This is a genomic window from Stackebrandtia nassauensis DSM 44728 (genome assembly GCF_000024545.1).
GTDB lineage: Bacteria > Actinomycetota > Actinomycetes > Mycobacteriales > Micromonosporaceae > Stackebrandtia > Stackebrandtia nassauensis.
Window position 1 is genome coordinate 3,003,199 of the sequence record NC_013947.1, and the last position, 12,803, is coordinate 3,016,001.

Below are 12,803 nucleotides of genomic sequence, written 5' to 3' on the forward strand. Positions count from 1 at the left end.
ACAGGATGGCCAGTCATGACGGAGACATATCCGCCGCCTGCCGGCCCCTCCGGCGGGGTGCTGGAGCGCATCGCCCGGCTCAACGGAGACTTCTCCGACGCGCTGGCGCGAGTGGGGGAGCAGGTCATCGGAGATCCGGCGGTGGCAGCGCGTTCCACGATCGTGGAACTGGCCGAACGCTCCGGAACCTCCCCGGCCACCGTGACCCGGTTCTGCCGCAGTCTCGGTTTCGACGGCTACGCCGCGCTGCGGGTGGCCATAGCGACCGAGAGCGGCCGGGCCGAGGCGCAGAGCAACAACGGCTGGCAGGTGGACATCGGACGCGAGATCCGTCCCGACGATCCGCTGGACCGGGTGGTGGGTCACGTGCTGACCGCCGAGATCACCGCCCTGCAGGACACCGCGGCCAGTCTCGACCTGGACGGGGTCGCGCGGGTGGCCGAGGCCGTGGCGGCGGCGCGTCGCGTCGACATGTACGGCATCGGCGGCAGCGCCCTGGTGGTCGGTGAACTGCACATGGGTCTGCACCGGATCGGCATCCCGGCCTGGGTCTGGAACGAGGTCCACAGTGCGCTGGCCAGTGCGGCGCTTTTGACCCGCGAGGACGTCGCGATCGGCTTCTCGCACTCGGGCGCGACGGTGGAGACCGTGGAGATGCTGGCCGAGGCGGGAAGTCACGGCGCGTTGACCGTCGCGGTGACGAGTTACCCGTCCTCGCCGATCACCGAGGTCTCCGACATCGTGCTGACCTCGGCGACGCGGGCCAACAACTCGCAGTCGGACGTGCTGGCGGCCCGGCATTCGCAGCTGCTGGTGTCCGACGCCCTGTACCTGGCCGTCGCGCAGCGACGGTTCCCACGTACCGTGACGGCGTTCGAAACCACGGCGCACGCCGTTGCCGGACACCGTAAGAACGCCGCTTCCGACGTCCATATGCACGGTCCGATTGCCGGGAAACCGAGGTGATGGATACAGTGTGTCGTCTCGGTCCAACAGTAAAAATCAGAAAAGGACATTTGTCAACATGAGTGTCTCCGCCGCCGCATACGCAGCCGCGATCACCGAGGTGTGCGACCGTGCCGTCGCCACCCAGACCGACGCGGTCAACGCCGCAGCCGACCTCATCGCGGGTTCGCTGAAGCGCGGCGGCATCCTGCAGGCCTTCGGCACCGGACACTCCGAAGCCCTGTGCATGGAATTGGCCGGTCGTGCCGGCGGGCTGGTGCCCAGCAACCGGATCGCCCTGCGCGACCTGGTGCTGCGCGGCGGCGAGGACGCCGAACTGTTGTCCAGCGACAAACTGGAACGCGACCCGCAGGTGGCCCGCCGCCTGTTCGCGCTGTCGGAAGCCGCTCCCGAGGACGTGTTCGTGATCGCGTCCCAGTCGGGCATCAACGGTTCGATCGTGGAGTTCGCCTCCGCGGTGAAGGAGGCCGGGCACGACCTGATCGCCTTCACCTCCACCCAGCACTCCGGACAGACCCCGTCACGGCACCCCTCGGGGCGCAAACTGGCGGAACTGGCCGACGTGGTGATCGACAACTGCGCTCCCTACGGCGACGCGCTGCTCGACCTGCCCGAGGGTGGGTCGGTGTGCGCCGCCTCGTCGATCAGCGCGGCCCTGCTGGCCAACATGGTCGTCGCCGAAGTCGTGCGACGGCAACTCGACGTCGGAGAAACACCACCGGTGTACCTCTCCGCGAATGTCCCCGGCGGGGACACACACAACAACACCCTTGAGTCCCGTTACGCCGGACGCATCCGGCGGGGCGCGTGACTCGATCCGTTGAGGAGTAAAGAAATGAGCCCCACCCCAAACAAGGGCGACCTTAGCCGTCGCCGTGTCCTGCAGGGAACCGCCCTGGGCGCCGCCGCGATCCCCGCCGCCGGACTGCTCAGCGCCTGTGCCACCGGTGGCGGCGGCGAAGGCGAGGACGTCAAGAACTCCGGTGACGCGAAGAACCCGTTCGATGTGGACGGTTCCAAGCCGCTGGACGTCGTGATCTTCAACGGCGGCTTCGGCGTCGAGTACGCGGACGAGAAGACCGGCCACGTCTCGCTGTACAAGAAGAAGTTCAAGAAGTCCGACGCCAAGATGACGTCGCAGAAGAACATCAAGAAGACCCAGATGAACCGGTTCGCGGACTCCAAGCCCGCGGACGTCATCGACAACTCCGGTGCCGACAAGATCGCGCTGGACACCCTCGTCAACGACGGTCTGCTCGCCGAGCTGACCCCGCTGCTGAAGGCGCCGTCCATCGACGACCCGGACAAGACCGTCGAGGAGACCCTCATCGGTGGCGCGCTGCGCCAGGGCACCTTCAACGTGGACGGCAAGCCGAAGGTCTTCGCGCTGCCGTACATCACCGAGGGCTGGTTCATCTGGCACAACGGCGCCCTCTTCAAGGAGAAGGGCTGGGACGTCCCCAAGACCTGGGAAGAGATGCTGGACCTGGCCAAGGACATGAAGAAGGACGGCGTCGCGCCGTGGACCTTCACCGGCGTCCACCCCTACTACCTGTGGGACACCCTGTACACCCTGGCGGCCCGCGACGGCGGCCGTGAGGTCGTGCAGGACATCGACAACCTCAAGGCCGACGCGTGGGGCAACGCCTCCATCGAGAAGGCCGCCGAGGCGATGTACAAGCTGCAGGAGAAGGGCTACACCCTCGAGGGTTCGCCCGGCCTGGACCACACCAAGTCCCAGCTGAAGTGGTACGACGGCGACGCCGCGTTCATCCCGGTCGGCACCTGGCTGCCGCTGGAGCTGTCGAACGACCTCGCCAAGGACAACAAGAAGATCAGCGACGACTTCGAGTTCAAGGCCACCGGCGTCTTCGCCTTCGAGGGCTCCAAGAGCCCCGACATGCTGTGGCTGTCGGGCGGCGAGCCGTTCGTCGTCCCGGAGGAGGCCGCCAACAAGCCGGGCGCCTACGAGTACCTGCGGATCATGCTGTCCAAGGAGGGCTCGAAGGTCTTCACCGACGCCACCAAGTCGCTGTCCGTCCTGGACGGTCAGAAGACCGACGACCCGGTCGCGAGCCAGGTCGTCGCCCTCAACAAGGGCCCGGACAACCTGCATCGTCCGCAGGTCATGGACTGGTACGTCGACTTCAAGGAGCCGGTGGAGCCGCTGCTCACCAAGATGATGAAGGGCGACATGAAGCCGGACGCGTTCCTCAAGGCCGCCCAGAAGGCCGCCGACAAGGTCGCCGCCAACGACAAGATCGACAAGTTCAAGCAGGAGTACTAAGCGGCAGTGTCGCGCCGCTGTGGCCGGACCATCCCGTCCGGCCACAGCGGCTCTTCAACGGTGAGGGATAGCGATCCATGACAGACAGTTCACAGGCGATTCGCCGCCCGGCGAAAAGCCGCAAGGTTACAAAGATCAAACAGGGACGGTTCATTCTCGTCTTCCTGGCGCTGCCCATCCTCCTGTACGCGTATCTGGTGGTCTTCCCGCTCGCCGAGATGTTCCGGATCTCGTTCACCGACTGGAGCGGTCTGAGCCCCGACTTCTCCTACGTGGGCTTCGACAACTACATCGACATGTGGAGCGACCCGAAGGGCTGGGTGGTCCCGGGCTTCTGGCACACCGGCATCATGCTGTTGGTGCTGCCGGTGGCGGTCATCGTGCTCGCGCTGTTCTTCGCGTTCATGCTCAATGTGGGCGGACGCGGGACCGGCAAGATCACCGGTGTCAAGGGCGCCAGCTTCTACAAGATCGTCTACTTCTTCCCGCAGGTGTTGTCGCTGATCGTCATCGCGATCCTGTGGCGGCAGATCTACGCGGGACCCAGTGACGGCGGTGTACTCGCCAACGTCCTGTCCTCGCTGGGACTGCCCTCCCCGGAAAGCGGCTTCATCAACGAGGAGTCGATGGTGCTGCCCGCCGTCATCGTCGCGATGATCTGGGCGTCGGTCGGTTTCTACTTCGTGTACTTCTCGGCGGCCATGTCGGGCATTCCCGAAGAGCTGTACGAGGCGGCCCGCATCGACGGCGCCAGCCGCACCACGACGTTCTTCAAGATCACCCTGCCGCTGCTGTGGGACTCGGTGCAGACCGCGTGGGTTTACCTGGGCATCATCGCGCTGGACGGCTTCGTGCTGGTCTACGCCATGACCCCGGGTGCCGGTGGTGGTGGACCCAACCACGCCAGTGAGGTCATCGGTGGTGTGATCTTCAAGTTCGCGCTGGGCGACGGCCGCAACGCCGGTATGGGTTCGGCGCTGGGCGTCATCGTCTTCTTGTTCATGTCGGTCGTGACCGTGGTCTTCCTGCGGGCGACTCGCCGGGACCGTGTCGAGTACTGAGGAAGGGAACCGACTGTGACTACAGTAGAGGCCACAAAGGCCGAAACCGAGGTGCCGAAGCCGGAACCCGTCCAGGAGAAGGACGGCCGCGTCATCAACGTCTTCTCACACGGCTTCCTGGCCCTGTGGGCGGCGATGGTGATCCTGCCGCTGATCTGGGTCTTCATCAACTCGCTGCGTTCCTCGGGCGACATCAACCGGCACCCGATCGGCTGGCCGACCGAGGCCGACTGGAGCAACTTCGCCGGAGCCTGGGCCGACGCCCACATCGGCGAGTACTTCCTGAACACGCTCATCGTGCTGGCCATGTCGGTGACCGGGACGATGCTGCTGGGAGCCATGGCCGCCTACGTTCTGGCGCGCTATGACTTCTGGGGCAACCGGGTCATCTACTACGGCTTCGTCGCCGGAATGATGTTCCCGGTGTTCCTGGCCTTGTTCCCGCTGTACAAGATCCTCGCCAACATCGGGCTCAAGGACACCTTCGTCGGGTTGGCACTGTCCTATATCGCCTTCTCGCTGCCGTTCACGATCTTCTTCCTGACGGCGTTCTTCCGGACCCTGCCCACGAGCATCGCCGAGGCCGCCATGATCGACGGCGCCGGGCACTACCGGCTGTTCTTCCAGGTGATGCTGCCGATGGCGAAGTCGGGGATCATCTCGATCACCATCTTCAACATCATCGGGCAGTGGAACCAGTTCATCCTGCCGCTGGCGTTGATGAGCACCACCGAAGGCCAGGGCCAGGTGCTGTCGGTCGGCCTGCAGGAACTGGTCGGCCAGGCCGGAGCCCAGACCGACACCGGCGTCCTGTTCGCCGCGATGTCGCTGGCGATCCTGCCGATGGTGGCCGCCTACGTCCTGTTCCAGCGACAGATCCGTGGCGGCATGACCGCCGGAGCCGTGAAGTAGCGACGGCTCCCACCGATACCACCGCCGCCCCGTTCCCACCAGCGGGGCGGCGGTTCCTCGTCTGTCGTGCCTAGCCGCAGGTCCACATGACGGGGTTGCCCTTCCAGTTGCCCGCGAGCTTCGCTCCGTCCTCGGATGCCGCGGTGACGATGTCGAGGCCGTACGGCACGTCCTGATGCAGCGGCTTCACGTCTTCGACGACGGGTAGCGGACGGGCCTTGGAGTCGAAGACACCCGGAACATGCTGGTCCGGATCATCGTCTATGCCGTCGCCGTTCTCGTCTTCGCCGGTCGGTGAGACGACGCCGCCGTAGGCCCGGCCGGACGTGTCGACGGCCGTGGCGGTGAAACCGCCGAGCTTCTCCGGCACCGGTTTCGCGGTGGTCGTCAATCGGTACGAGTTCGATTCCCCGGAGGCGATCACCCAATCTCCGGCCACGTCCGAAGCCAAGGCATCGTATTCACCTATGGGAATGGCGGTGGCTTTTCCGCTGGAGTCCCACATGCGAGCTTGATAGTCGCCTTCGCCCGCGGCGTCCATCATTTCCTCGCTGAACTGTCCACCCACCAGCGTGCCGTCGTTTGACATGTCCCTGACGGTTGGAGCGCGCCCGCTGGTGGTGGTGGACAGTGACACCGTGGTGGCCTCGGTATCGCCGGGCGCCCACGTCAGTATTCCGTTGCCGTAGAGATCATCTCCGGAAGAACTCCCCGCCGGTTCCGCCGCGACGATGGTTCCCTCGTCATTGACGGCGGCGAGGTCCAACACCGCTGAGCCTCCGGATCCCCTCAACTCGCTGGCTTCTCCGTCCTCGTACCGCCACGCCTCGTAGGCCGTGGAACCGTCCGACCCGGATCTGGTTCCTATCACGACGCCCTGACTGTTGACGCCGCTGACCGAAGCGTCCCCCTCGCCGGGAACGTCACTGACAACGGTCAGCTTGCCGTTGTGCCACATGACGAAATCGGATGAGCCGGGAGTGTCCGTGACAATGTACTCACCGTTCGGGCTCATCTTGAGGTCGAATCCCGGCTCGCCCTCCGCGGGCCAGTCGAGCAACTCCACGTCGCATGACCCAGCATCGGGGGGAACGGTCTTGGTGTCCAGCTTGGACAGGGAGGCGCTGTCGCCGCCGTTGCCGCTGTCGCCACTGCCGATGACCGTCAGCGTCGTCGCGGCCAGCCCGGCCACCGCTACCGTGATCGCGCCGACCAGCCACCAGCGCCCGCCGAATCGTTTCGTCACAAAGCCTCCTGCTCATGTCTACGTGGTATGTAACACGAGCAGGAGGGCGTTCCGGTTGCCGTCAGGCCACTTCGGACAGTGCGACGGTGGTGAACTCCGACTCGCAGGGCGGGCCGTCGGTGTAGCGCAGCGTCCGCTCCTCCAGGTCGATCAGGACCGACAGTGCCGTGTGGGTGCGCAGGTGTTCGGGTTTGGTCTCGACCGGGTGGCGGCACACCGCCAGTTCGCCGCCCTCGTGGTCGCGCAGCGACGTCTCGACGTGTTCGGTGGACAGTTTGGCGCCGTTGAGGAGGGCGTCGAGGCGTTCGGCGCGGTGGAAGGTCGTCACCGGTGTGGAGCGGAAGTGCTGGACGATGCCCAGGGCTTCGGGGTCGGTGAAGTGGTTGGCGTGCACCAGGACCTGGCCGTTGTCCGGGGTGAGGCGGCGGGCGCCCACCGGGGACGACTCCACGTCGGCGATGCCCTTGGTGGCCGAGCCGATGAGGAAGTTCGCCGAGCAGGACGGAGCGTCCAGACTGGCGATCGCGATGGCCTCGGTGAGGCTGCGGGAGTTGAGGATGCGGGACGTGCGCAGGTGGAACGGCAGGCCGCCGCGTTTCCAGTCGTCGTCCTCGCAGCCCAGACCGTTGACGCACAGGCCGATCCCGGCGCTGTTGACGCCGATCTTGGCTCCGGCGATCCCGGCCTCGGTGTAGGCCAGCACCTTGACGTCGTCGTCGGTCCAGGTCAAAAGCGCGCCCCTGACGTCGGGGAACCAGTCCCAGTTCTGGCCGATCCACACGTGACCGTCCGGTGTGGCCGACGCCGGGGCGCCGAAGCCGGTGCACTCGCCGTCGACGGTGGCGCTGAGCTGGCTCCAGGCGCTGTAGAGGATCTCGAAGCGGGCGTTGAGCATCGCGATGTCGGCCAGAGACTGGCCGCTGGCCTCGGCGATGCCCTCCATCGTGGCCCGGTAGTCGGGCGAGGCCGTGGTGAACACGTCCAGGTAGAGCGAGACCCGCTCGGCGATGTCGGCTTCGGACAGTCCGGCGTCGTGCCGCAGCCGTCGCGAGTAGAGCGCGACGTTGTCGGCGATGCGGTCGGACAGGGCGGCACCGTGCTGGCGCCCGCGCTCGCGGGGGGTACCGGACAGGGAGACGAGAGGCAGTTGAGGCATGTCCCCACCCTAGAACGTGGCCGCGGCTTGTCCGAACCGCTTAATCACCGCACCAGGGTGTGCATGACCTCGTCGAAGTTGGCCGTCCACCACTTCACCAGCGCGGTCTGGCCGGGCAACAGGTGGTCACAGGCCTGATTGCGGCGCATGTAGTGCCATTCGATGACCCAGTTGTCGGCCAGCCGCTCCCACCACAGCCGGTGGAGTGCGATGCGGATCTCAGGCGCGCCCAGGTCGTAGATGTCGCGGTAGCCGTCGATGAACTCGGCGGCGCGTTTGAGGTCGATGCCGCGTTCGTCGCCGTGGGTGAAGAAGAACGCCGCCGCGCGCACCAGTTCCTTGCTGTGCGGGCCCACCCGCAGCCGGTCCCAGTCCAGGACGGCCAGCACCCGGTCGTCGCCGTCCAGCAGCAGGTTGTGCGGGTGCAGGTCGCCGTGCAGGTAGCCCGAGGACATGACCGGGATGTCGGGCGGGCGACGGTGGGCCAGCTTGGCCAACAGGCCCCGTTTCATGCGCAGTGTCCGTTCGGCCAGCGCGTCGAAGGACGAGCCGCCGTGGCGGGAGTCGATGAGGTCCAGCAGCCGGTCGACCCGGTCCATGGCCTGCTCGACCGGGATCGAGGGCTGGAAGAACGGCTGTCTCGGCGTGGGAACCGCCTTGCTCAGCGTCAGGTGGATGCTGCCCAGCACCCGTCCCAGGTCGCGGCAGCGCTCCAGCGACATCGACAGGCCGGAGCGGTGGCGGCCGTCCTTCAACCACGGGAACACCCCGAACTCGTTGCCGTCGAAGATCAGCGAGTCGGTGTTGTGGTTGGACGGCACCGGCAGCACCACCGGCACCCGGGCACCGGCCAGTGCCCGCAGCACCTCGAACTGGAACGCCAGCTGCTCGCCCTGCACGTCCAGGAACAGCTTCAGCAGGTACGGCCCGGTGTCGGTCTCGACCCGCCAGCTGCGGTTCATCAGGCCGGTGGGCACCCTCTTGATCGACTCGACGGTGCCCAGCTCCCAATACGGGAGGATCGAGGCCGGAGCCGGGATAGAGGATGGGTCCACGCCTCAAACCTAATGCGCGTGATCCACTTTCCGCACCCATGGCGCCGTCCTGGCACGAAGCGGGGAGCCCGCTCTCCACTGTTAGGTTGGCATCCGACCCACCTGACCTCTCCTTTCGAAGGGCCTGATGCGCCGTGCACGACGACCGCAAGCTCATTGAAGACCGCCTCGAACGCGTCCTGCGCGAACGGATCCGCCCCGCCGTGTACGGCGAGTCCACCCCGTTCACCGTGGCCGTGTGGCACGCTCCCGGCGAACCGGTGCCGCCCGCCGAGGGCATCGCCGCGTCCTACGAGCCCTGTCAGCTCGGCGACGAGTGGGGGCCGCCGTGGGGGACCAGCTGGTTTCGCATGTCCGGCCAGGTCCCGGCCGCGTGGGCCGGGCAGGTCGTGGAGGCCCGGATCGACCTGGGGTTCAGCAACTACGGCTGGGGCCCGGGTTTTTCCGCCGAGGGTCTGATCTACCGCCCCGACGGCACCGCGATCAAGGGTCTGCACCCCGACAACCAGTGGATGCGCGTCAGTGACAAGGCCGAGGGCGGGGAAGAGGTGCTGTTCCACGTCGAGGCCGCCGCCAACCCCCGTATTCAGGGACCGGTGACGGACCTGGGTGACAAGGCCACCGCGCCCGACAAGTGCCTGTACCAGCTGGACCGCGCCGAGCTGGCCGTGTTCAACCCCGAGGTGTACGAACTGGTCCACGACTTCGAGGTGCTGGACGAGCTGATGCGGCAGCTGCCGCTGGACCAGCCGCGCCGCTGGGAGATCCTGCGGGTCGTCGGCAAGGCCCTGGACGCGGTCGATCTGCGCGACGTGCCCGGCACCGCCGCCGCGGCCCGGACCGTGCTGGCCCCGGCGCTGGCAGCGCCCGCGACAGCCTCGGCGCACCGGCTGTCGGCCATCGGCCACGCCCACATCGACTCGGCCTGGCTGTGGCCGCTGCGCGAGACCGTCCGCAAGGTCGCCCGCACCGCGTCCAACACCGTCGACCTCATGGACGACCACCCCGAGTACGTCTTCGCGATGTCGCAGGCTCAGCAGTTGGCCTGGATCAAGGAGTATCGGCCCGAGGTGTACGAGCGGGTCAAGGAGAAGGTCGCGTCGGGACAGTTCGTCCCGGTGGGCGGCATGTGGGTCGAGTCCGACACCAACATGCCCGGCGGCGAGGCCATGGCCCGCCAGTTCGTCCACGGTAAACGGTTCTACCTGGACGAGTTCGGGCTGGAGACCGAGGAGGTGTGGCTGCCGGACTCCTTCGGCTACACCGCCGCGCTGCCGCAGCTGGTGAAGCTGTCGGGCTCGAAGTGGTTCCTGACCCAGAAGATCTCGTGGTCGCAGTCCAACAAGTTCCCGCACCACACCTTCTGGTGGGAGGGGCTGGACGGTTCCCGCGTGTTCACGCACTTCCCGCCCATCGACACCTACAACGTCACCTTCTCCGGCGAGCAGATGGCCCACGCGGTGACCAACTTCCGCGACAAGGGGCCCGCCAGCCGGTCGCTGGCGCCGTTCGGACACGGCGACGGCGGTGGCGGCGCCACCCGCGAGATGCTGGCCCGCGCCAAACGCCTGTCCAACCTGGAGGGTTCGGCGCGCGTCGACATCGAGAAGCCGTCGGTGTTCTTCGAGAAGGCCCACGCCGACTACCCCGACGCACCCGTGTGGGTGGGGGAGCTGTACCTGGAGCTGCACCGCGGCACCTACACCTCGCAGGCCAAGACCAAACAGGGCAACCGGCGCAGCGAGCACCTGCTGCGCGAGGCCGAACTGTGGGCCGCCACCGCGGCGGTGCGCGGGGACTTCGCCTACCCGCACGCGGAGCTGGACCGGTTGTGGAAGATCGTGCTGCTGCACCAGTTCCACGACATCCTGCCCGGCTCGTCCATCGCCTGGGTCCACCGGCAGGCCGCCGAGACCTACGCGAGCGTCGCCGCCGAACTGGAGTCCATCATCGACGCCGCGCAGCGGTCGCTGGCCGGTGCCGGCGACCACCGGGTCGTGTTCAACGCCGCCCCGCACGCGCGCGGCGGGGTCGCGGCCGGTGGCGCGGGCACGGTGTCGTCCGGAGAACCGGTCGTGGTCACCGGCTCGGCCGACGACGGCTGGAGTGTCGACAATGGACTGATCCGGGTCGGCGTCGACGGCCGGGGTCTGGTCACCTCGGTGGTCGACCTCGCCGAACAGCGCGAGGCGCTGCCGCCCGGCGAGGTGGCGAACCTGCTCCAGATCCACCCCGACCTGCCCAACCACTGGGACGCCTGGGACGTGGACTCGTTCTACCGCAACACGGTCACGAACCTCACCGAGGCCGACTCGGTCGAGATCGCCTACGCGGGCCTGACCAAGGTGACCTTCGAGGTGCGTCGCTCCTTCGGCGCCTCGAGTGTCACGCAGTCGATCACGGTCAACGCCGGTTCGGCGACCGTCGACTTCGACACCGAAGTGGACTGGCACGAGTCGGAGACCTTCCTCAAGGCGGCGTTCCCGATCGACGTGCGTGCCGAGACCTCGGCCGCCGAGACCCAGTTCGGTCACGTCCGGCGAGCCACCCACACCAACACCAGCTGGGAGAACGCCAAGTTCGAGATCTGCGCCCACCGGTTCCTGCACGTGGCCGAGCCGGGCTGGGGTGCCGCGGTCGTCAACGACTCGACCTACGGTCACGACGTGACCCGGGCGGTCCGTGCCGACGGCGGCACCACCACGACGGTGCGGCTGTCGCTGCTGCGGGCGCCCCGGTTCCCCGACCCGGACACCGACCAGGGCGTGCACCGGCTGCGTTACGGCTTCGCGCCCGGCGCCGACATCGCCGACGCGGTCCGCGAGGGCTACCGCATCAACCTGCCCGAACGCGCCGTCACCGGCGGCGGGCCGGTCGAGCCGCTGGTGAGCGTCGACAACGACAAGGTCGTCGTCGAGGCGGTCAAACTCGCCGACGACGACTCCGGTGACATCGTGGTGCGGCTGTACGAGGCGTGCGGCGGCCGCGCGAACGCGCGGCTGACGGCCTCGGTGCCGCTGGCCTCGGCCGTGGAGACGGACCTGCTGGAGCGGGCACTGCCCGAGGGCGAGCGGACCGTCGAGGCCGACGGCGTCGCGGTGTCGTTGCGTCCGTTCCAGATCGTGACGCTGCGGCTGGCCCGACAGTCCTGAGTAGCGAGTGGGCGGCGCGGCGAGGCACTGCCGCGCCGCCCACACGTTTCCACGGGACGACGATGCCGACGGACGGCGCCGAGGTACGTTGCGTCCATGGCAGAGACCCACCACTACGACGTCACCGTCGAATGGACCGGAAACCTCGGCACCGGCACCAGCGACTACCGGGCCTTCAGTCGCGACCACGAGCTGCTGGGCTCGGGCAAGGCCCCGATCGCCGCGTCCTCCGACCCGGCCTTCCGTGGCGACGCGTCGCGCTGGAACCCCGAAGAACTGCTGGTCGCCTCGGTCGCGCAGTGCCACATGCTGTGGTACCTGCACCTGTGCGCGACCAACGGCGTCACCGTCGTCGAGTACGAGGACCGGGCGGCCGGTGTGATGACCATGGACGCCAGCGGCGGCGGTGGCCAGATCACGGAGATCACGCTGCGCCCACAGGTCACCGTCACCGACGCGTCGATGCTGCCGCTGGCGCGGGAACTGCACGGCGAGGTGCACAAGGTCTGCTTCATCGCCAGGTCGGTCAACTTCCCGATCCGCCACGAACCGGACATACAGAACGTGAAATTAGCAGAAGTTGGCACATATATGGGATACCGGTTATCCGCGCGCGCGAATAACTTGGGCGCATGGCCGAAGTACTAGCGAAGCCCGTGAAGCTTGCCCAGCTGTCCCAGGACCTGACCACGATTTCCGGTGAAGTCCGGAAAGGTCTGTCCAGTACCCGGGAGTCCGGGTTGATCGACTCGTCCGCCTATGGCAACAGCACCGGCGTGGAAGCCGTCGCCAACGCCTACAACTCGGTATTCGAAAAGGGTGGGACCGCCGTCGAGGACCTGACCGAGGTTCTCGAGGGAGACATCGACCGAGTGTTGCGGATGGCGTTCTCGTACCAGGAGACCGACGAGAAGAACGCCGAGAAGATCCCCGAGTGCCGCCCCGGAAAGCCCTGCTAACGCCCGCTG

General features: G+C 67.2%; 11 protein-coding genes. 8 read left to right on the top strand and 3 right to left on the bottom strand.

Going from position 1 to position 12,803, the window contains the following annotated elements:
• Positions 1-15 precede the first annotated feature (15 nt).
• From SNAS_RS14055 to SNAS_RS14075, 5 genes are all read left to right on the top strand, one after another.
• Positions 16-966 (top strand): MurR/RpiR family transcriptional regulator, encoded by a 951-nt coding sequence (locus tag SNAS_RS14055; RefSeq protein ID WP_013018099.1) that lies wholly within the window; start codon positions 16-18, stop codon positions 964-966.
• A gap of 58 nt (positions 967-1,024) precedes the next feature.
• Positions 1,025-1,777, top strand: a complete 753-nt coding sequence (locus SNAS_RS14060) for a sugar isomerase domain-containing protein (RefSeq protein WP_013018100.1) — start codon at positions 1,025-1,027, stop codon at positions 1,775-1,777.
• 24 nt (positions 1,778-1,801) lie between these two features.
• Positions 1,802-3,253 (top strand): N-acetylglucosamine/diacetylchitobiose ABC transporter substrate-binding protein, encoded by a 1,452-nt coding sequence (ngcE, locus tag SNAS_RS14065; RefSeq protein ID WP_013018101.1) that lies wholly within the window; start codon positions 1,802-1,804, stop codon positions 3,251-3,253.
• 77 nt (positions 3,254-3,330) lie between these two features.
• Positions 3,331-4,314, top strand: a complete 984-nt coding sequence (locus tag SNAS_RS14070; protein ID WP_013018102.1) for a carbohydrate ABC transporter permease — start codon at positions 3,331-3,333, stop codon at positions 4,312-4,314.
• 15 nt (positions 4,315-4,329) lie between these two features.
• A complete protein-coding gene (locus SNAS_RS14075) occupies positions 4,330-5,226 on the top strand; it encodes a carbohydrate ABC transporter permease (RefSeq protein WP_013018103.1) in 897 nt (298 codons plus the stop codon).
• Between the two features lie 70 nt (positions 5,227-5,296).
• On the opposite strand, the gene SNAS_RS14080 is transcribed toward SNAS_RS14075, so the two are convergent.
• The 3 genes from SNAS_RS14080 to SNAS_RS14090 form a co-directional block, all read right to left on the bottom strand.
• On the bottom strand, positions 5,297-6,472 hold the full coding sequence (locus SNAS_RS14080) for a hypothetical protein (RefSeq protein WP_013018104.1): 1,176 nt from the start codon (positions 6,470-6,472) through the stop codon (positions 5,297-5,299).
• Positions 6,473-6,533: 61 nt separating this feature from the next.
• Positions 6,534-7,628 (bottom strand): C45 family autoproteolytic acyltransferase/hydrolase, encoded by a 1,095-nt coding sequence (locus SNAS_RS14085; RefSeq protein ID WP_013018105.1) that lies wholly within the window; start codon positions 7,626-7,628, stop codon positions 6,534-6,536.
• A 44-nt stretch (positions 7,629-7,672) separates the two neighbouring features.
• Positions 7,673-8,683: a phosphotransferase enzyme family protein gene (locus SNAS_RS14090; protein ID WP_013018106.1), complete on the bottom strand. Its 1,011-nt coding sequence runs from the start codon at positions 8,681-8,683 to the stop codon at positions 7,673-7,675.
• Positions 8,684-8,817: 134 nt separating this feature from the next.
• Between SNAS_RS14090 and SNAS_RS14095 the strand changes: the two genes are divergently transcribed.
• From SNAS_RS14095 to SNAS_RS14105, 3 genes are all read left to right on the top strand, one after another.
• A complete protein-coding gene (locus SNAS_RS14095) occupies positions 8,818-11,835 on the top strand; it encodes an alpha-mannosidase (RefSeq protein WP_013018107.1) in 3,018 nt (1,005 codons plus the stop codon).
• A gap of 96 nt (positions 11,836-11,931) precedes the next feature.
• Complete coding sequence (locus tag SNAS_RS14100; RefSeq protein WP_013018108.1) at positions 11,932-12,483, top strand: OsmC family protein; 552 nt, start codon at positions 11,932-11,934, stop codon at positions 12,481-12,483.
• Positions 12,468-12,794, top strand: a complete 327-nt coding sequence (locus SNAS_RS14105) for a hypothetical protein (protein WP_013018109.1) — start codon at positions 12,468-12,470, stop codon at positions 12,792-12,794. Before SNAS_RS14100 ends, SNAS_RS14105 begins: the two co-directional genes overlap by 16 nt.
• Positions 12,795-12,803: the final 9 nt, after the last annotated feature.